General features: G+C 66.6%; 16 protein-coding genes and 1 pseudogene. 14 read left to right on the top strand and 3 right to left on the bottom strand.

The genetic code is table 11. The annotated features are described in order from the left end of the window. Position 1: 1 nt before the first annotated feature. The 8 genes from JFY56_RS20900 (at position 2) to JFY56_RS20865 (ending at position 8,889) form a co-directional block, all read left to right on the top strand. Positions 2-664 carry a response regulator gene (locus tag JFY56_RS20900; RefSeq protein ID WP_208316070.1) on the top strand — a complete coding sequence of 221 codons (663 nt, stop codon included), beginning with the start codon at positions 2-4 and terminating at the stop codon, positions 662-664. Then, the gene (locus tag JFY56_RS20895) at positions 661-2,037 is read left to right on the top strand and encodes a sensor histidine kinase (RefSeq protein ID WP_208316069.1); all 1,377 of its coding nucleotides are present in this window, start codon (positions 661-663) and stop codon (positions 2,035-2,037) included. Before JFY56_RS20900 ends, JFY56_RS20895 begins: the two co-directional genes overlap by 4 nt. A gap of 166 nt (positions 2,038-2,203) precedes the next feature. Next, complete coding sequence (locus tag JFY56_RS20890; RefSeq protein WP_208316068.1) at positions 2,204-3,124, top strand: aldo/keto reductase; 921 nt, start codon at positions 2,204-2,206, stop codon at positions 3,122-3,124. Positions 3,125-3,442: 318 nt separating this feature from the next. After that, positions 3,443-4,735: an NTP/NDP exchange transporter gene (locus JFY56_RS20885; protein ID WP_208316067.1), complete on the top strand. Its 1,293-nt coding sequence runs from the start codon at positions 3,443-3,445 to the stop codon at positions 4,733-4,735. Positions 4,736-4,789: 54 nt separating this feature from the next. Next, positions 4,790-5,608 carry a polyphosphate kinase 2 gene (gene ppk2, locus JFY56_RS20880; protein WP_208316066.1) on the top strand — a complete coding sequence of 273 codons (819 nt, stop codon included), beginning with the start codon at positions 4,790-4,792 and terminating at the stop codon, positions 5,606-5,608. A 363-nt stretch (positions 5,609-5,971) separates the two neighbouring features. After that, positions 5,972-7,405 (top strand): cytochrome-c oxidase, cbb3-type subunit I, encoded by a 1,434-nt coding sequence (gene ccoN / locus JFY56_RS20875; protein ID WP_208316065.1) that lies wholly within the window; start codon positions 5,972-5,974, stop codon positions 7,403-7,405. A gap of 11 nt (positions 7,406-7,416) precedes the next feature. Further along, positions 7,417-7,638 (top strand): hypothetical protein, encoded by a 222-nt coding sequence (locus tag JFY56_RS20870; protein WP_208316064.1) that lies wholly within the window; start codon positions 7,417-7,419, stop codon positions 7,636-7,638. Positions 7,639-7,731: 93 nt separating this feature from the next. After that, positions 7,732-8,889 carry an HPP family protein gene (locus JFY56_RS20865; RefSeq protein ID WP_208316063.1) on the top strand — a complete coding sequence of 386 codons (1,158 nt, stop codon included), beginning with the start codon at positions 7,732-7,734 and terminating at the stop codon, positions 8,887-8,889. Between the two features lie 245 nt (positions 8,890-9,134). Here JFY56_RS20865 and JFY56_RS20860 read toward each other — a convergent pair whose 3' ends face one another. After that, positions 9,135-9,998 (bottom strand): LysR family transcriptional regulator, encoded by an 864-nt coding sequence (locus tag JFY56_RS20860; protein ID WP_208316062.1) that lies wholly within the window; start codon positions 9,996-9,998, stop codon positions 9,135-9,137. 40 nt (positions 9,999-10,038) lie between these two features. After that, the gene (locus JFY56_RS20855) at positions 10,039-11,241 is read right to left on the bottom strand and encodes an MFS transporter (RefSeq protein WP_208316061.1); all 1,203 of its coding nucleotides are present in this window, start codon (positions 11,239-11,241) and stop codon (positions 10,039-10,041) included. Positions 11,242-11,464: 223 nt separating this feature from the next. Here JFY56_RS20855 and JFY56_RS20850 point away from each other — a divergent pair, with 223 nt between their 5' ends. Together JFY56_RS20850 and JFY56_RS20845 are read left to right on the top strand one after the other, a co-directional pair. After that, on the top strand, positions 11,465-11,695 hold the full coding sequence (locus JFY56_RS20850; protein WP_208316060.1) for a DUF2789 domain-containing protein: 231 nt from the start codon (positions 11,465-11,467) through the stop codon (positions 11,693-11,695). A 290-nt stretch (positions 11,696-11,985) separates the two neighbouring features. Next, on the top strand, positions 11,986-12,924 hold the full coding sequence (locus tag JFY56_RS20845; RefSeq protein WP_208316059.1) for an RluA family pseudouridine synthase: 939 nt from the start codon (positions 11,986-11,988) through the stop codon (positions 12,922-12,924). Between the two features lie 200 nt (positions 12,925-13,124). Here JFY56_RS20845 and JFY56_RS20840 read toward each other — a convergent pair whose 3' ends face one another. Next, positions 13,125-13,436 (bottom strand): PsiF family protein, encoded by a 312-nt coding sequence (locus JFY56_RS20840; protein WP_208316058.1) that lies wholly within the window; start codon positions 13,434-13,436, stop codon positions 13,125-13,127. Positions 13,437-13,699: 263 nt separating this feature from the next. Between JFY56_RS20840 and JFY56_RS20835 the strand changes: the two genes are divergently transcribed. The 4 genes and pseudogenes from JFY56_RS20835 (at position 13,700) to JFY56_RS24750 (ending at position 17,629) form a co-directional block, all read left to right on the top strand. Further along, the gene (locus JFY56_RS20835; RefSeq protein ID WP_208316057.1) at positions 13,700-13,921 is read left to right on the top strand and encodes a hypothetical protein; all 222 of its coding nucleotides are present in this window, start codon (positions 13,700-13,702) and stop codon (positions 13,919-13,921) included. Between the two features lie 222 nt (positions 13,922-14,143). After that, positions 14,144-15,613, top strand: coding sequence for an inorganic phosphate transporter (locus JFY56_RS20830; protein ID WP_208316056.1), 1,470 nt, complete (start codon positions 14,144-14,146; stop codon positions 15,611-15,613). Between the two features lie 120 nt (positions 15,614-15,733). Continuing rightward, a pseudogene (locus JFY56_RS24755) lies at positions 15,734-16,774 on the top strand (cache domain-containing protein); the annotation flags it as partial. A gap of 90 nt (positions 16,775-16,864) precedes the next feature. Then, positions 16,865-17,629 (top strand): methyl-accepting chemotaxis protein, encoded by a 765-nt coding sequence (locus JFY56_RS24750; protein ID WP_408004448.1) that lies wholly within the window; start codon positions 16,865-16,867, stop codon positions 17,627-17,629. The last annotated feature ends 17 nt before the right edge of the window (positions 17,630-17,646 follow it).

The following is a 17,646-nucleotide window of genomic DNA, read 5'->3' as shown; positions in this document are numbered from 1 at the left end:
CATGCGGCTATTGCTGGTAGAGGATGATCCCGCTCTGGGCGAAGGTGTGCGCACCGGGCTGCGCCAGGAGGGCTACACCATCGACTGGCTGCTGGATGGCGCCAGTGCCCTGCACGCCATGCAGGAAGAGGACTTCGACCTGGCCGTGCTCGACCTCGGCCTGCCGCGCATGGACGGGCTCACGGTATTGCGGCGCCTGCGCGGCGGCGGCTCGACACTGCCGGTGCTGATCCTCACCGCGCGCGACGCCACCGGCGACCGCATCGCCGGGCTGGACTCGGGCGCCGACGACTATCTGGTCAAGCCGTTCGACCTCGACGAGCTGAAGGCCCGCCTGCGCGCCCTGCTGCGCCGCAGCGCCGGCCGCGCCCAGGTGGTCATCGAGCATGCCGGCGTCAGCCTCGACCCGGCCACGCAACAGGTCAGCTATCGCGGCCAGCCGGTGGTTCTCACGCCGAAGGAGTACGTCCTGCTGCACGAACTGCTGGCGCAGCCCGGCAAGGTCTTCACCCGCGAACGCCTGACCCAGTTGCTCTACGGCTGGGACGAAGGGGCGGAAAGCAACACCCTCGAAGTGCACATCTATCACCTGCGCAAGAAGCTGTTCGGCGAGCTGATCCGCACCGTGCGCGGCATCGGCTACCTGGTGGAAGGCAAGGCATGACCTCGCTGCGCCGCCGCACGCTGTTCATGGTGATGTTCCTGCTGTCCCTCGGCACCCTGTCCATCGCCCTCTACAACTACCTCGACAGCAGCCACGAGGTGGCGGAAATCTACGATGCCCACCTGGCGCAGAACGCCCGCCTGCTGCAGGGCGTGATGCGCATGCCGCTGCCCGGCGGCGACCGCCAGGCGCTCTACCGGGCCTTCGAGGAGGCGCTCAGCCACACCGGTCCGCAGCGCGTCGGCCATCCGTACGAAAGCAAGCTGGCCTTCCAGGTGTGGAGCACGGGCGGCGAGAGCCTGGTGCGCTCGGCCAGCGCCCCGCCGTTCAGCGCGCCGCCGCGCACGCCCGGCCTGTTCAATTTGACTGCCGGAGGTCACGGCTGGCGCGGCATCCTCCTGCCGGACGAGCAGCAGGGGCTGCTGATCTGGGTCGGCGAACGCAACGACGTGCGCCAGGACCTGGTGCAGCGCATCGTCCATCACACCCTCGGGCCGATCCTGATCGCCAGCGTGGCGCTCGCCGCGCTGGTCTGGTGGGCCATCGGCTGGGGTTTGCGGCCATTGCAGAACATGGCCCGGGTGATCCGCGCCCGCCATGCGGAATCCCTCGAACCGCTGCAACTGGTGCCGCTGCCGCGCGAACTGGAGCCGATGCAGGCGGCGATCAACCGTCTGCTGTCGCAAATCGACGCCCTGCTGCAGCGCGAGCATCGCTTCATCGCCGACGCCGCCCACGAAATGCGCACGCCGCTGGCGGTCCTGCGCCTGCATGCACAGAACGCGCTGCAGGCGGGCGACGACGAGACACGCAGCCAGGCCCTGCAATTCCTGATCGGCGGCGTGGATCGCCTGAGCCGGGTGGTCAACCAGTTGCTGACCATGGCCCGCGTCGAACCGCAACTGGCGCTGCAGGACTGGCCGGAGATCGATCTGGAGGCGCAGGTCCGCAGCAGTCTGGCGGAGCTGACGCCGTGGGTGCTCGGCAAGGGCCTGGAGATGGAACTGGAGGTCGCCCCGGCGGACTACCGTGCCTGCGTCGACGGCGGCGCCATCGACATCGCCTTGCAGAATCTGGTGAGCAACGCCGCGCAGTTCTCGCCAGCGGGCGGGGAAATCCGCGTGCGCCTGCAGCGTGCGGACGGCAACTTCCTGCTCAGCGTCGAGGACCATGGCCCGGGTATCGACGAGCAGCAGGCCGGTCGCCTGTTCGAACGCTTCTACAGCCAGGGCAACCCCCAGGGCGCCGGCCTTGGTCTGGCCATCGTCGACATGATCGCCCGCCGCCTGGGCGGCCGCATCGACCTGCGCAACCGTGGCGAAGGCGGCCTGTGTGCGCTGCTGCAGCTTCCAGCGCCCGAACAACAACCGTAGGTTGGCGCTGAGCAACGCGAAGCCCAACATCGCCATCGTTGGGCTTCACTGCGCTCAGCGCCAACCTACGACTCCTGTCAAACATCGGGATACATCTGCACCCGCCCCGCCCGGCATACGGGACTATCCTCGAACGATGCGCCATTCGACACGCGGAGGATTTCCCATGTCCAACCGTCGTCACTTCCTCCAGGGCGGACTCAGCCTGGCGGCCCTGGCCACTCTTGCCCCGTGGTTCCCGCCCGCCGCCTGGGGCACCGCGCCGCTGTTACAGCGCAAGATTCCGAGCAGCGGCGAAAACATCCCGGTGATCGGCCTCGGCACTTCGCGGGTGTTCAACGAAAGCCTCGACGACGCCAGCCTGGCGCCGCTGCTGGAAGTGGTGCGCACGCTGTTCGCCGGCGGCGCCACGCTGATCGATACCGCGCCGAGCTACGGCGCCGCCGAGGAAGTCACCGGCGAGCTGCTCAAGCGCAGCGGCGACCTGGACAGGGCCTTCCTCGCCACCAAGCTGTCGTCCCACGGCAAGGCCAGCGGCGAGGCGCAGTTCCGCGCCAGCCAGAAGGCGCTGCAGCGCGAGAAGATCGACCTGGTGCAAGTACACAACCTGATGGACACCGCCACCCAGCTCGGCCTGCTGCGCGAGCTGAAGCAGCAGGGCACGGTGCGCTATATCGGCATCACCCACTATGTGGAGTCGGCCCACGACGACCTGATCGAGACGCTGGAAAAGGAAAAGGGCGTCGACTTCGTGCAGTTCAACTATTCGGTGGGCGAGCGCGGCGCCGAGAAGCGCCTGCTGCCGTATTGCGCCGACCACGGCCTGGCGACCCTGATCAACCGGCCGTTCCAGCGTTCCGCCCTGCTCCAGCAGGTGAAAGGCAAGCCGCTGCCGGACTGGGCCGGGGAGCTGCAGGCGACCTCCTGGGCGCAGATTCTGCTGAAATTCATCCTCGCCCACCCGGCGGTGACCGTGGCGATCCCGGCCACCTCGAAGGCGCGCTACATGGCCGACAACCTGACCGCCGGCACGGGCCCGCTGCCGGATGCGGCGCTGCGCGAGAAGATCGTCCAGGTGTTCGCCTGAATGCGCCCTGTATCCGTAGGAGTAACTGTCTTTGCTTTGTCGCGAGGCTACCCCCTCACCCTAACCCTCTCCCTCGAGGGAGAGGGGACTGTTCGGAGTTGCCGGCTGGCACAGCATATCGCCCGACGCGGTTGCGCCCCCTCTCCCTCCGGGAGAGGGTTGGGGTGAGGGAATCGCAAGCTGCGGGCTTGCATTTGTAGGATGGGTCGGGACGCGCAGTCTGAGCGAAGCGATACCCATCGCAATCGGCCCGCGATGTTGGGTATCGCTTCGCTCAACACCAACCTACAAGAGCTTCCTACGCCGAGCGATGTAGCCATGGCCCCCACCCAACGCCTCACCACCGCCATCAACGCCCGCCCCGGCGAGCTGGTGGCGGCTGTGTGCGGGTTCGCGCTGTTCTTCTGCCTGTTCGCCGGCTATTTCATGCTGCGGCCGATCCGCGAGGCGATGGGGATTCTTGGCGGGGTGGAGAACCTGCAGTGGCTGTTCACCGCGACCTTCGTCGTCATGCTGCTGGCGGTGCCGCTGTTCGCCTGGCTCAACTCGCGGGTGGCGCGGCGGCGCTATGTGGACTGGGTATACGGCTTCTTCGTCGCCAACCTGCTGGGCTTCGCCCTGCTGTTCCAGGCCGGCGAGTCGGTGTGGGCCGGGCGGACGTTCTATGTGTGGATCTCGGTGTACAACCTGTTCGTCGTCTCGGTGGCCTGGAGCCTGATGGCCGACGTGTTCGACGAGGGCCAGGCGCGCCGGCTGTTTCCCTTCATCGCCGCCGGGGCGAGCTGCGGCGGGCTGGCCGGGCCAGCGCTGGGCGCGCTGCTGATCGATGCGTTCGGGCAATCCGGCCTGACCCTGCTGGCCGCCGCGCTGCTCGCCGCCACCCTGCCGGCCAAGCACTACCTGATGACCTGGCGCGAACGCGGCGGCGCCGGCCGCCCCGGTGCGCCGCCCAGCGAAAACCCGCGCAAGCCGGTGATCGGCAACCCGTTCAGCGGCATCGTCCTGGTGCTGCGCTCGCCCTACCTGCTGGCGGTCGGCGCCTTCGTCATCCTGCTCGCCACCGCCAGCACCTTCCTCTACTTCGAACAGGCGCGGCTGGTGGCCGAACACTTCCCCGACCGCCAGACGCAGATCCGCGTGTTCAGCCTGCTCGACTTCATCGTCCAGGCACTGTCGCTGGCCACCCAGCTGTTCGTCGCCGGGCGGGTCGCCGAGCGCTACGGCCTGCGCGCGCTGCTCGCCACGGTGCCGGCGCTGGTCTGCCTGGGCTTCCTCGCCCTGGCGCTGGCGCCGACCTTCGCCGTGCTGGCGGTGGCGATGGTGGTGCGGCGGGTCGGCGAGTACGCCTTCGTCCGCCCGGGCCGGGAGATGCTCTTCGCACCGCTGGATGCGCAGACCAAGTACAAGGCGAAGAACTTCATCGACACGGTGGTCTACCGCGCCGGCGACGCGATCAGCGCCTGGGCCAAGGCGCTGCTCGACAGCCTCGGCGCCGGCGTGCTGCTCGCCGCCCTGGCCGGCGCCGTGTGCGCCGCGATCTGGGGGCTGCTCGGCTGGTATCTGGGCGGCCGCGAAGCCCCGCGCGGTAACGCCGCACAGGTGACCCGCTGAATCGCAACTATCCTGATCGGGGATGACACACCGCTCACCCATACGGAGAACGCAATGGCAAAAGGCAAGAAGAAAAAAGACCAGGCCGCTGACGCCAGCGAAAAACTGGGAACCAAGGACTACGAGAAGGAACTGAAGAAGCTGCACGTCGAGCTGGTCAAGCTGCAGGAATGGGTGGTGCACAAGGGCCTGAAGGTCTGCATCGTCTTCGAGGGTCGCGACGGCGCCGGCAAGGGCGGCGTGATCAAGGCCATCACCGAGCGCGTCAGCCCGCGCATCTTCCGCGTGGTGGCGCTGCCGGCACCGACCGAGCGGGAGAAGTCGCAGCTTTATTCGCAGCGCTATCTCGCCCACCTGCCGGCGGCCGGCGAGGTGGTGATCTTCGACCGCAGCTGGTACAACCGCGCCGGCGTCGAGCGGGTGATGGGCTTCTGCACCGAGGAACAGGCGACGAAGTTCCTCGCCGTCACCCCGCTGTTCGAGCGCATCCTGGTGGACTCCGGGATCATCCTCCTCAAGTACTGGCTGGAAGTCAGCGCCGAAGAGCAGGAGCGCCGCCTGCAGGACCGCATCACCGACGGCCGCAAGATCTGGAAGCTGTCGCCGATGGACCTGAAGTCGTTCACCCGCTGGGACGAATACACCCGTGCCCGCGACGAGATGTTCAACGCCACCGATTCGCCCTGGGCGCCGTGGTTCGTCGCGCGCTCGGAGGACAAGCGGCGCGTGCGCCTGAACCTCATCAGCCACCTGCTCAAGCACATCCCGTACGAGGACATCACCGAGAAGAAGGTCAAGCTGCCCAAGCGCGGCAAGATCGGGCGGTACAAGGAGATCAACTATCCGTTCAAGTATGTGGACGAGACTTTCTGATCGCCGGAGCACGGCACGCCTGCGAGCTTTTCGTAGGTTGGCGCTGAACGCAGTGAAGCCCAACGTCTGCCGGGAATTGGCATCGTTGGGCTTCGCAAGCTCAACGCCAACCTACGGCTCCGGTTAACCGCAAAATAATTGCACTAAATCTGCAATAACATTCATTGGATATGAATCGTCACCTTTCCTAGCATCGTCTGGCTACCCCTTTGTGGGTAAGCACCGCGTGCTCCTGTCGTCTATTCCGCTGCCCTCCTGCGACGAATACCGACAGGTCCTATAGAAAACTCCATCGATAAGGAGCAGCCCGCATTCCGTCGCGCGTTTCGCCGCGTGCCGGTGTTTCCGCGTGCACCGCTAGCCATGACGATTGCCTCGCAACACGATTCACCGTCCTACAACTACGCCGTGGTCCGCCAGTTCACCCTGATGACGCTGTTCTGGGGTGTCCTCGGCATGGGTATGGGCGTGTTCATCGCCGCCCAGCTGGTCTGGCCGCAACTGAACTTCGACCTGCCCTGGACCAGCTTCGGCCGCATCCGGCCGATCCATACCAACCTGGTGATCTTCGCCTTCGGCGGCGGCGCGCTGTTCGCCACCTCGTTCTATGTGGTGCAGCGCACCTGCAACGTGCGGCTGATCTCCGACGGGCTGGCGAAGTTCGTGTTCTGGGGCTGGCAGGCGACCATCGTGGCGATGCTCGTCAGCTATCCGCTGGGCATCACCACCTCCAAGGAATACGCGGAGATGGAGTGGCCGCTGGCGCTGTGGGTGACGGTGATCTGGCTGGTCTACGCCTACCTGTTCTTCGGCACCATCGCCCGCCGCCGGGTCAGGCACATCTACGTCGGCAACTGGTTCTACGGCGCCTTTATCGTGGTCACCGGCATGGTCCATGTGATCAACCACCTGGCGGTGCCGGTCACCCTGCTGAAGTCCTACCCGATCTATTCCGGCGCCACCGACGCGATGATCCAGTGGTGGTACGGCCACAGCGTGGTCGGCTTCATCCTCTCGGTGGGCTTCCTCGGCATGATGTACTACTTCGTGCCGAAGCAGGCCGGGCGGCCGATCTACTCCTATCGCCTGTCCATCGTGCACTTCTGGGCGATCATCACCCTGTATATCTGGGCCGGCCCGCACCACCTGCACTACACCGCGCTGCCGGACTGGGCGCAGTCGCTCGGCATGGCGATGTCGCTGGTGCTGCTGGCGCCGAGCTGGGGCGGGATGATCAACGGCATGATGACCCTCTCGGGCGCCTGGCATAAGCTGCGCACCGATCCGATCCTGCGCTTCCTGGTGGTGTCGCTGGCGTTCTACGGGATGTCCACCTTCGAAGGCCCGATGATGGCGATCAAGACCGTCAACTCGCTGTCCCACTACACCGACTGGACCATCGGCCACGTGCACGCCGGCGCCCTCGGCTGGGTGGCGATGATCAGCATCGGCACGCTCTACCACATGATCCCCCGGCTGTACGGCCGCGAGCAGATGCACAGCGTCGGGCTGATCAACGCGCACTTCTGGCTGGCGACCATCGGCACCGTGCTGTACATCGCCGCGATGTGGGTCAACGGCATCACCCAGGGCCTGATGTGGCGCGCGGTGAACGCCGACGGCACCCTGACCTACTCGTTCGTCGAGGCGCTGCAGGCCAGCCATCCGGGCTACATCGTGCGCCTGATCGGTGGCGGAACCTTCGCCTTCGGCATGCTGCTGATGGCCTGGAACACCTGGCGCACGGTGCGCGCGGCCGGTAGCGAGCCGCTGCCGCACAGCCTGGCGACCGCCTGAGGAGAACGCCCATGATCATCGTCGAATGGCTTCTCCTCGCCGCGATCGCCGCCCTGGTGGTCGCCCCGCTGCGCGCCGGCGAACGCAAGTACGAGCAGGCGGCGCTGCTGCCCTTCGCCGACGACCCGCCGGTGGCCGAACGGGTCGCCGCCGCCACCGGCAAGGTCTGCGAACGGGTGATCGAGCCGCTGGAAGAACTGCCGCAGCGCCCGGAAGACTCGCTGCTCGCCTGAGTTTCCATATCCAGGGATGGAACCCCTCCCGATGCCCCGTCGGGAGTTCCGGGGCTGCCGTTGCGGCCCCTTCTTTAAATTCGGGCCCCCAGCATGAGCACTCCCACCCACTTCGACTGGCTGAAACGCCTGTCTTCCGGAGCCGCGCCCGCATCGCCGCGCGAATGGCTGCGCATCCTCGTCTGCGGCTGCCTGGCGCTGGGCGGCAGCCTGTGGCTGTGCAGCGCCCTCTTCGACAGTGACGCCATCCAGCGCATCGGCCCGCCCCTGGCCGCCTCGGCGCTGCTGGTGTTCGCCGTCGCCTCCAGCCCGCTGGCGCAGCCCTGGCCGCTGCTCGCCGGCAACCTGCTGGCCGCCGCCATCGGCCTCGGCGCCGGGCAATGGCTTGGACATGGCTGGCCGGCCGCCACGGCGGCGATGGGCAGCAGCATGCTGGCGATGTTCGCACTGCGCTGCCTGCACCCGCCGAGCAGCGCGCTGGCCTTCAGCCTGGCCCTCGGCGGGCCACTGGTGGAGCAGCAGGGCCTGCTGCTGCTCTACCCCATTCTGGTTGTCTCGCTGGCGCTGATCGGCGCGGCGCTGCTGCTCAACAACCTGACCCGCCACGCCTACCCGCGCCAGCTCGCCATCGCGCCGGTCAACCCGCACCGCACCCGCGACCCGCTGCCGAGCCGGCGCCTGGATTTCAACCGCGCCGACCTGGACCTGGCGCTGAAGGAGTTCGGCGGCTTCGTCGACATCACCCGCGAGGACCTGGAGCAACTGCTGCGCACCACCGAACTCCACGCCGCGGAACGGGTGATGGGCGGCGTGACGGCGGCGGACATCATGTCCCGCGACCTGCGCACGGTGTCCCCGCACGCCCGCCTGTCCCAGGCACGGCAGCTGTTCCGCCGCTTCCACGTCAAGGCGCTGCCGGTGCTGGACGAACGCCGCGCGCTGGTCGGCATCCTCACCCAGTCCGACCTGCTCGCCGGCCTGCTCGGCCGCTCGCCGTTCAGCCGCCTGGCCCTCGGCGGCCCCAGCGTGGCGCAGGTGATGACCCGGCAGGTGGAAACGGCGAGCCTGGATACGCCGCTGCTGCAGTTGGTGGGGCGCATGTCCGACGAAGGCCGGCATTGCCTGCCGGTGCTGGACGAGCGCGGAGAACTGGCCGGCCTGGTCAGCCAGACCGACCTGATCGCGGCGTTGCAGCGTTGCTGGTTGCAGTCTTCGGCAGTTGAAAGACCGGCGCTGCAGGCAGTGAGCTGAGACCTATGTTGTAGGAGCGCGCTCTGCTCGCGAAGCTTTGGCGCGACCAGGATTCGCGTAGGTTGGCGCTGAACGCAGTGAAGCCCAACAATGGCGATGTTGGGCTTCGCGTTGCTCAGCGCCAACCTACGGTGGGCATTGCAGCCTGTAGGAGCGGGCCATGCCCGCGAAGGAAGTCCCGGCGCCGCCGATATATCGCGCGCATGGCGCGCTCCTACAGTAATGCCCCCTACCCCCGCCCGGGGTCAGATCTCGTAATCCCACCGCTGCGACCAGTCGATGTCCTCGGCGATCACCTCGTGGAGGATGGCGATGGCCTGCTGCAGGGCCGGCGAGTCCTTCTCGCGGGAATACACCAGGTAGGTCGGGAAGATGAACTCCGGCGCCTTGTCGACCCGTCGCAGCACGCCGCTCTGCAGGTAGGCGTGCACCACGCGGGTGCGGAAGTAGCCGCTGCCGCCGCATTCCAGCAGGTACTGCAGGGCCAGCGGGCCGAGGTTGAAGCTGACCGCCGCCTTGGCCTTGTCCGGCAGCGCGGCGTTGTGCTGGCGGCGGAATTCCTCGCCCCAGTCGATGTACACGTAGGGCTCCGGCCGATCCGGCAGGCAGACCAGCACCAGCTTCTCCTCCAGCAGTTGCTCGACCTGCATGCCCGGCCAGTAGTCGGGGCGATACACCAGCGCGGCATCCAGCAGACCCAGTTCCAGCTGCTTCTGCAGTTGCTTGCCGTCGCCGACCTCCGCATGCACCGCGTGGGACGGCATGTGCTCGCGCAGGTGGGTCACCCAGTTGAGCATCAGCGGATTGATCAGGCTGACCTCGCCGCCGATGTTGAGGACGTTGCGATATCCCTCCGGCAGCGGCAGGTCGCGCCGCGCCGCCTCCCAGGTCTGCACCAGCTGGTTGGCGTAGCTGACGAACAGCTCGCCGTCGGCGGTCAGCCGCGCGCCGGCGCGATTGCGCACGAACAGGCGGCAATCGAGCTGGGATTCGAGGTTCTGCACCCGCGCGGTGATGGTGGTCTGGGTGACGTGCAGGCGCTCGGCGGCAGCGACGAAGCTGCCGCTGCGGACGATTTCCAGGAAGGTTCGCGCCAGTTCGATATCCATCGGCTGCCCATCGGCTCACGGGGGAGCTGCGCAGTTTACCTCAGTCGAGGGGCAGTTCTTCGTGGCGCCGGCGGGTCCAGCGCTGCAGCGCCAGACAGACGACGAAACCAATCGCCGACATCAGCGCGGCGGCAAGGAAGATCGAGGCATAGCCGGAATGCGCGGCAATCGCCCCCATCAGCGGGCCGGCGACACCCATGGCGAGGTCGAAGAACAGCGCATAGGCGCCCAGCGCAGCGCTGCGGCTGCTCGCCGGGATGCGCAGCACGGCCTCGACGCCGAGCGCCGGATAGACCAGCGACAACCCGGCGCCGGTGAGCCCCGCGCCGACCAGGGCGACGGCCGGGCTCGGCGCCAGCCAGAGCAGCAGCAGGCCGATGGACTCCACCAGCAGGCAGGTGATCGCCACCGGGAAGCCGCCGAAGCGGTTCACCATGCCGGAAAACGCCACGCGGGCGCCGGCGAAGGTCACGCTGAACACCGTCAGGCACCAGGCCGGATCGGCCCAGCCCAGGCTGGCGTAATACAGGGTGATGAAGGTGGCGATGGTGCCGAAGCCGATGGAGCCCAGCGCCACGCACATGCCGTAGGGCAGCACGCGGCCGAGCACGGCATGGAAGGCCATGCGCGCGCCCTGGACGATCTCCACCGCCGGTTTGCTCCGCGCCAGCAGCAGGCCCAGGCCGGCCAGCAGCACGGTGCCGACGCCCAGGCTCCAGAGCCCGGCGTGATCGGCCATGAACACGCCGAGCGGCGCGCCGAGGGCAATGGCGCCGTAGCAGACGATGCCGTTCCAGGAAATCACCTGCGCCGTGTTCTCCACACCGACCCGCGCGATGCCCCAGCTGGCTGTGCCAACGCCCATCAGCGCCTGGGCGAAGCCGATGGCCAGACGGCTGATCAGCAGCAGCGACACGCTGAGCCAGGTCAGCCCGGACAGGCTGGTCGACAGCAGTAACATCAGGCCGCCGCCGCCCATCGCCCACAGGCCGTAGACCACCGCCTGCTTGGGTCCATGGGTATCGGCCAGCCGGCCGGCGAGCGGGCGCATCACCAGGGTGGCCATGTACTGCGAGCCGATTACCACCCCGGCGACCAACGCATCGAAACCCAGCCCGTGGCTGACGAAGCCCGGCAGCACCGGCAGCATGGCGCCGATGGCGAGGAACAGGGCGAAGGTGAAGGTGACGATGGAGATGATCTGCAGGGTCGTCGAAGCGGATCGCTGCTCGGCGGAGCTCATGGGACGTGGCCTGGCGCAAGGGCTGGAGACAGGCCGACATGATTGCCTGCGGCCGGGAAAATTGAAAGCCTGCTATCTATTTTTCCTGGCGCGGCGACGATGCCGCCATTCGTCGAGAGCCAGGATGAACGGTCGCCAATCCACCTCCAGCGAACGGCCCCGGCCGGACCAGCGCCTATAGTTGATGCACGGACCGAACAGCATCCCATCCACAGGAGGCCCCATGGATACCAGCCACCACACGCTCGGTGAACTGTTCAAGCAACTCGGACTGGCCAACGGCAAGAGCGATATCGACGCCTTCCTCGGCCAGCACCGCCTGGCCGAAGGGCAGGCCCTGCCGGACGCGCCCTTCTGGAACAAGGCGCAGGCCGACTTCCTCCGCGAGGCGCTGGAGGATGACTCCGACTGGGCCGAGGAGGTGGACGAGTTGGCGGTGCGGTTGTCGCCCTGAGCGGCGTTCGCGCCCCTACGGGCTGCGATGCCCACCGTAGGTTGGCGCTGAGCAACGCGAAGCCCAACATCGCCATCGTTGGGCTTCACTGCGTTCAGCACCAACCTACGCGGGTTCTGGCCCAGACAGGTAGGGCGGGTGCAACCCGCCAATCCGGAGGGGGCATGGCGGGTTGCACCCGCCCTACCCAATGCCTCAACAGCCCCCGCGCCGCGCACTCCATCCCCTCGCCTTTGACGATCCGCCCCCGCTGCGGCCTAATGCGCGCTTTCCCTGCCAGCATCGCCAGCATGTCCGCTCCCACCTTCTCCGCCGCGCAGCAACGCGCCAGCACCCTGCACCTGCCCGCCGGGCCGTGGGCGACGGTGCTCGACTGCCTGTGCGCGCACTTCCCGGCCATCGACCGGGAGACCTGGCTCGACCGCATGGATCGCGGACGCGTGCTGGACGCCGAGGGCAAGCCGGTCGGCCCGCAGGCGGTCTATCGGGAAGGACTGCGCATCCACTATTTCCGCGAGGTCGTGCAGGAAACGCCGATTCCCTTCGTCGAGTCGATCCTGCATGTCGACGAGCATCTGGTGGTGGCGGACAAGCCGCACTTCCTGCCGGTGACGCCGTCCGGCCAGTACGTCGAGGAAACCCTGCTGGCGCGCCTGGCCAAACGCCTGGGCAATCCGCTGCTGGTGCCGCTGCACCGCATCGACCGGCTCACTGCCGGGCTGGTGCTGTTCTCCGCCAACCCGGCCAGTCGTCCGGCCTACCAGGCGCTGTTCCGCGAGCGGCGCATCCACAAGCGCTACGAGGCGATCGCCCCGGCGCTGCCGGCGCTGGAGTTCCCCCACATCCGGCGCACGCGCATGGTCGACGGCGATCCGTTCATCCTCATGCAGGAAGTCGAGGGCACGCCGAACAGCGAGACGCGCATCGATGTGCTGGAGCGGCGCGGCGACCTGTGGCGCTACGATCTCCAGCCGGTGACCGGCAAGCGCCACCAGTTGCGCGTGCACATGGCCGCGCTGGGCGCCGGGCTGTGCAACGACCCGCTCTACCCCGTGCTGCTTAGCCGCCAGGAGCGGGAAGCCGAGGACTATTCGCGGCCACTGAAACTGCTGGCCCGCGGCCTGGAGTTCAGCGATCCGCTGAGTGGAGAACCGAGGAAGTTCGACAGCGGGCTGCAACTGGAATGGCCGGATGTCATTCCGGCCATTGATTCCGTGGATCGGCTGTAGCAGCAATATCGATACCCATACCCGGCACGGCGCTGCTTGTTTTTTATAAGGCCTGTCCACAATCGGAGAAGGTCATTCCATGAGCCTCCCCCGCAAGGTCCCGCAGTCACTGCAATCGGAAGTCGCCATCGTAATCTACGCCATCGTGATCGCCTGGCTGGTGTTTTCCGGCCTGTAACGGCGGGCCTTGCCGCGAGGAATCATTTCTTCAGGCAGGAACTCATGAATGCCTTGCGTTCGTCGCCCTTCAACGCCTTGGTGGCCGCGTCGGCGTTGCAGCTCTTCATCTTCATCTGCTGCGGCGTCATCTTCATGGTGGTGGCATCGCCGTTGGCCTTCAGGCAGGTGCTCATGAACGCCTTGCGCTCGTCGCCCTTCAACGCCTTGGTCGTGGCGTCGGCGTTGCAGGTCTTCATCTTTTCCTGTTGCGCCTGCTGTGCCTCGCTGGCGGCGAAACCCTGCGCGGAAAACAGCAGGGCAAGGGCGAACAGCGGAATCCGGAATGCGTTCATGACGGGATCTCCCTGGTTGAATTCCCCACTCAGCGTAGCTCGCCGCCGCTCCAGCGCGAGGTTTGCGGGCGAATCCGCGCATGCCCGGGCGGCCGCCATGCCATCCGTCGGGCATGTCCGCACCACGACGCGACAGGCGAGGTTATAATCCCGCGCCTTTTTTGGCCGGTCGCGGATTCCACCGAGCGGCTACACTGCTCCCCCGACGATGCGCTTCGGCCACTTCCGGAGCGATCCAACAGCCACTGTCATCAGGATGACCCGTGACAAAAGACGAACTGCGCGCGGAACTGGAGCGCCAGGAGAAACGCTACAAGGAAGTTTACGGCGGCGAAGTCACCCTCTATGCCGCCCAACCGGACCCCGAAAAGAAGCCCTGGCGCAAGCGCCAGAACCTGCTCGACAAGGCCTTCGACCGGGAGCTGCAGAAGATCGAAGAACAACGCCTGAAGGCGGAGAAGGAAGCCGAATTACGCAGCCAGTAGGTAGCCCTTCCCGCTGCACGGAAGGCGTTCGCTGCGCCTGAATTCAATCCAACGACAGGGTCCGGTAGCGCCGGGGGGAAGCGTTTCAAGTTTTTTCCCTCAGGCTGGAAGCCTTGTGTGGCGTGGCGTCGCACGACAACGCCAGTGCCGCCTTTGTTCCGGACGGCGAGTTGAGCTTCTGGCATAATCGCCGCCCTGTCTCAGACTGGTCACAGAACTTTCATGTTTGATCTCTTCAGCGGGCTCGATCCGTGGATTGCCGTCAGCCTCGTGCTGGCATTGGCCTTCGTCCTCAGTTTCGAGTTCATCAATGGCTTCCATGACACCGCCAACGCGGTGGCGACCGTCATCTATACCAAGGCGATGTCGCCCTATCGCGCCGTGGTGCTGTCCGGCATCTTCAACTTCCTCGGCGTGCTGCTGGGCGGTGTAGGCGTCGCCTATGCCATCGTCCACCTGCTGCCGGTGGAACTGCTGATCAACGTGAACACCGGACACGGCCTGGCCATGGTGTTCTCGCTGCTCGCCGCAGCCATCACCTGGAACCTCGGCACCTGGTACTTCGGCATTCCCGCCTCCAGCTCGCACACCCTGATCGGCTCGATCCTCGGCGTCGGCCTGGCCAACGCGCTGCTCACCGACCTGCCGCTGGGCGACGGGATCAACTGGCAGAAGGCGATCGACATCGCCCTGTCGCTGGTGCTCTCGCCGCTGGCCGGCTTCCTGGTCGCCGCGCTGCTGCTGATCGGCCTGAAGAAGCTGTATCCGCTGTCGAAAATGCACAAAACCCCGGAAACTCGCCGCGAAGTCGACGAGAAAAAGCACCCGCCGTTCTGGAACCGCCTGGTCCTGGTGCTTTCCGCGATGACCGTGAGCTTCGTGCATGGCTCCAACGACGGCCAGAAAGGCATCGGCCTGATCATGCTGGTGCTGATCGGCATCGTCCCGGCCAAGTTCGTCCTCGACCTGAACAGCACCACCTACCAGATCGAACGCACCCGCGATGCGGCCGTGCACCTCAGCCAGTTCTACCAGCGCAACAGCGAGACCCTCGGCGAAATGCTCGCCCTGGGCAAGGGCAACAACGTCGACCTGCCCGAGCACTTCCGCTGCGACCCGAAACAGACCGAAGCGACCCTGACCGGCCTGCTGAGCACGCTGAATGGCGTCAACAGCTACGCCGACCTGTCGGCCGATTCGCGCGTCGAAGTCCGCCGCTACCTGCTCTGCCTGGACGATACGGCGAAGAAGGTCAGCAAGCTCGCCGGCCTGCCGGCCCGCGACAAGGCCGACCTCGACAAGCTGCGCAAGGACCTGACCAGCACCACCGAATACGCACCGTTCTGGGTGATCATCGCCGTGGCCCTGGCCCTCGGCATCGGCACCATGGTCGGCTGGAAGCGCGTGGTACTGACCGTCGGCGAGAAGATCGGCAAGCAGGGCATGACCTACGCCCAGGGCATCAGCGCCCAGCTCACCGCCACCGCGGCGATCGGCCTGGCGAACATCTACAGCCTGCCGGTTTCCACCACCCACGTGCTGTCCTCCGGCGTCGCCGGCAGCATGGTGGCCAACCGCAGCGGCCTGCAGGGCGGCACCGTGCGCAACATCCTGATGGCCTGGGTCCTGACCCTACCGGCGTCGATGAGCCTGGCCGCCGGCCTGTTCTGGCTGGCTACGCGCTTCGTCTGACAGAGCGCCGCGATATGAAAACGCCTGCCTCGGCAGGCGTTTTTTATTGCGCAACCGTTCAAGTAACATCCTGCCCTGCCGATAGCTGGAGTTCCCGCTCCATCCGCAGGTGCTTTACCCATGTTTCGCTCGCTGTCCTTCGCCAGGAAGATCCTCCTGGCCGCCTCCCTCGTCGTGATCTTCGCCTTCGCCTGTTTCGTCCTGTTCAACGACTACCGGCAACGCCAGGCGATCCACGAGGATACCCAGTCCTATCTCGCCGAACTCGGCACCCTGACCGCCAGCAATATCCAGATCTGGCTGGAAGGCCGCATCCATCTGGTGGAAAGCGAAGCGGCGCAACTGGCCGCCAGCGATGCTTCGCCCATCGCCATCCAGCAGGTACTGGAACAGAAGGTCCTGCAGCAGAACTTCGCCTCGGTCTATCTCGGCGAAGCGGCCACCGGCACCTTCACCATGCGTCCCGACGACCCGATGCCGGACGGCTACGATCCACGCACCCGCGGCTGGTACAAGGACGCGGTGGCCGCCGGGCGCCTGGTGGTGACCGAGCCGTTCATCGACGCCGGCACCAGGGAGCAGATCCTCGCCATGGCCGTCCCGGTGCTACGCAACGGCGAACTGCTGGGCGTCGCCGCTGGCGACATGCGCCTGCAGACCATCACCGCGATCATCAATTCGCTGAAGTTCAACGGCAACGGCTATGCCTTCCTGGTCAGCGATGCCGGCAAGATCCTCCTGCACCCGAATGCCGATCTCGTATTCAAGAGCCTCGACGAGATTTATCCACAGGGCGCGCCGAAGATGGTTGCCGGCCTGCAGGAGATCGAGGCGAACGGCAAGACCGAGCTGGTTTCCCTGAGCCCGGTGAAGGGCCTGCCCGGCGTCACCTGGTACGTCGCCCTGGCGCTGGACAAGGACGCCGCCTATGCCTCGCTCGGCGAATTCCGCGCTTCGGCGGCCATCGCCACGCTGGTCGCCATCGTCGCCATCGTCCTGCTGCTGGGCATGCTGATGCGTGTGCTGATGCAACCACTGACCGCCATGGGCCGCGCCATGCAGGACATCGCCCAGGGCGAGGGCGACCTGACCCGCCGCCTGGCCGTGCACAGCCAGGACGAGTTCGGCGCGCTGGCCAATGCCTTCAACCGTTTCGTCGAGCGCATCCACCAGCCGATCCGCGAGGTCGCCACCACCGCACGCCAGCTGCATGATGTCTCGCAACTGGTGGTGAACGCCTCCAACTCGTCGATGAGCAATTCCGACGAGCAGGCCAACCGCACCAACAGCGTCGCCGCGGCGATCAACGAACTCGGCGCCGCTGCCCAGGAGATCGCCCGCAACGCCGCCGATGCCTCGCACCACGCGTCCGACGCCAGCCAGCAGGCCGGCGACGGCCGCCAGGTGGTCGAGCAGACCATCGCCGCGATGACCCAGCTGTCCGACAAGATCAGCGCCTCCTGCACCCATATCGAGGCGCTGAACGGCCGCACGGTGAACATCGGGCAGATCCTCGAAGTGATCAAGGGCATCTCCGAGCAGACCAACCTGCTCGCCCTCAACGCCGCCATCGAGGCCGCCCGCGCCGGCGAGGCGGGCCGTGGCTTCGCCGTGGTCGCCGACGAGGTACGCAGCCTCGCCCACCGCGCCCAGGATTCCGCGCAGCAGATCCAGCAGATGATCGAGGAACTGCAGGTCGGTGCCCGCGAGGCGGTGGCGACCATGACCGAGAGCCAGCGCTACAGCCTGGAAAGCGTGGAAATCGCCAACCGCGCCGGCCAGCGCCTGGGCGTGGTCACCGGGCGGATCGGCGAGATCGACGCAATGAACCAGTCGGTCGCCACCGCCACCGAGGAACAGACCGCGGTGGTCGAGTCGCTGAACATCGATATCAACGAGATCAACACGCTGAACCAGGAGGGTGTGGAAAACCTCCAGGCCACCCTGCGCGCCTGCGCCGACCTGGAAAACCAGTCCGGCCGTTTGCGGCAGTTGGTGGATAGTTTCCGCATCTGAGAAACGGCGGGTTTCAC

Source organism: Pseudomonas schmalbachii (assembly GCF_017589465.1).
In the GTDB taxonomy this organism is placed as follows: domain Bacteria; phylum Pseudomonadota; class Gammaproteobacteria; order Pseudomonadales; family Pseudomonadaceae; genus Pseudomonas; species Pseudomonas schmalbachii.
This window is presented reverse-complemented; position numbering and strand designations above follow the sequence as displayed.

Coding starts and splice junctions, on each gene's coding strand:
- ccoN (WP_208316065.1), top strand. CDS start 5,972: ATGACGATTGCCTCGCAACACGATTCACCGTCCTACAACTACGCCGTG.
- JFY56_RS20850 (WP_208316060.1), top strand. CDS start 11,465: ATGGATACCAGCCACCACACGCTCGGTGAACTGTTCAAGCAACTCGGA.
- JFY56_RS20840 (WP_208316058.1), bottom strand. CDS start 13,436: ATGAACGCATTCCGGATTCCGCTGTTCGCCCTTGCCCTGCTGTTTTCC.
- JFY56_RS20860 (WP_208316062.1), bottom strand. CDS start 9,998: ATGGATATCGAACTGGCGCGAACCTTCCTGGAAATCGTCCGCAGCGGC.
- JFY56_RS20855 (WP_208316061.1), bottom strand. CDS start 11,241: ATGAGCTCCGCCGAGCAGCGATCCGCTTCGACGACCCTGCAGATCATC.
- JFY56_RS20845 (WP_208316059.1), top strand. CDS start 11,986: ATGTCCGCTCCCACCTTCTCCGCCGCGCAGCAACGCGCCAGCACCCTG.
- JFY56_RS20890 (WP_208316068.1), top strand. CDS start 2,204: ATGTCCAACCGTCGTCACTTCCTCCAGGGCGGACTCAGCCTGGCGGCC.
- ppk2 (WP_208316066.1), top strand. CDS start 4,790: ATGGCAAAAGGCAAGAAGAAAAAAGACCAGGCCGCTGACGCCAGCGAA.
- JFY56_RS20885 (WP_208316067.1), top strand. CDS start 3,443: ATGGCCCCCACCCAACGCCTCACCACCGCCATCAACGCCCGCCCCGGC.
- JFY56_RS24750 (WP_408004448.1), top strand. CDS start 16,865: ATGAGCAATTCCGACGAGCAGGCCAACCGCACCAACAGCGTCGCCGCG.
- JFY56_RS20895 (WP_208316069.1), top strand. CDS start 661: ATGACCTCGCTGCGCCGCCGCACGCTGTTCATGGTGATGTTCCTGCTG.
- JFY56_RS20830 (WP_208316056.1), top strand. CDS start 14,144: ATGTTTGATCTCTTCAGCGGGCTCGATCCGTGGATTGCCGTCAGCCTC.
- JFY56_RS20900 (WP_208316070.1), top strand. CDS start 2: ATGCGGCTATTGCTGGTAGAGGATGATCCCGCTCTGGGCGAAGGTGTG.
- JFY56_RS20865 (WP_208316063.1), top strand. CDS start 7,732: ATGAGCACTCCCACCCACTTCGACTGGCTGAAACGCCTGTCTTCCGGA.
- JFY56_RS20870 (WP_208316064.1), top strand. CDS start 7,417: ATGATCATCGTCGAATGGCTTCTCCTCGCCGCGATCGCCGCCCTGGTG.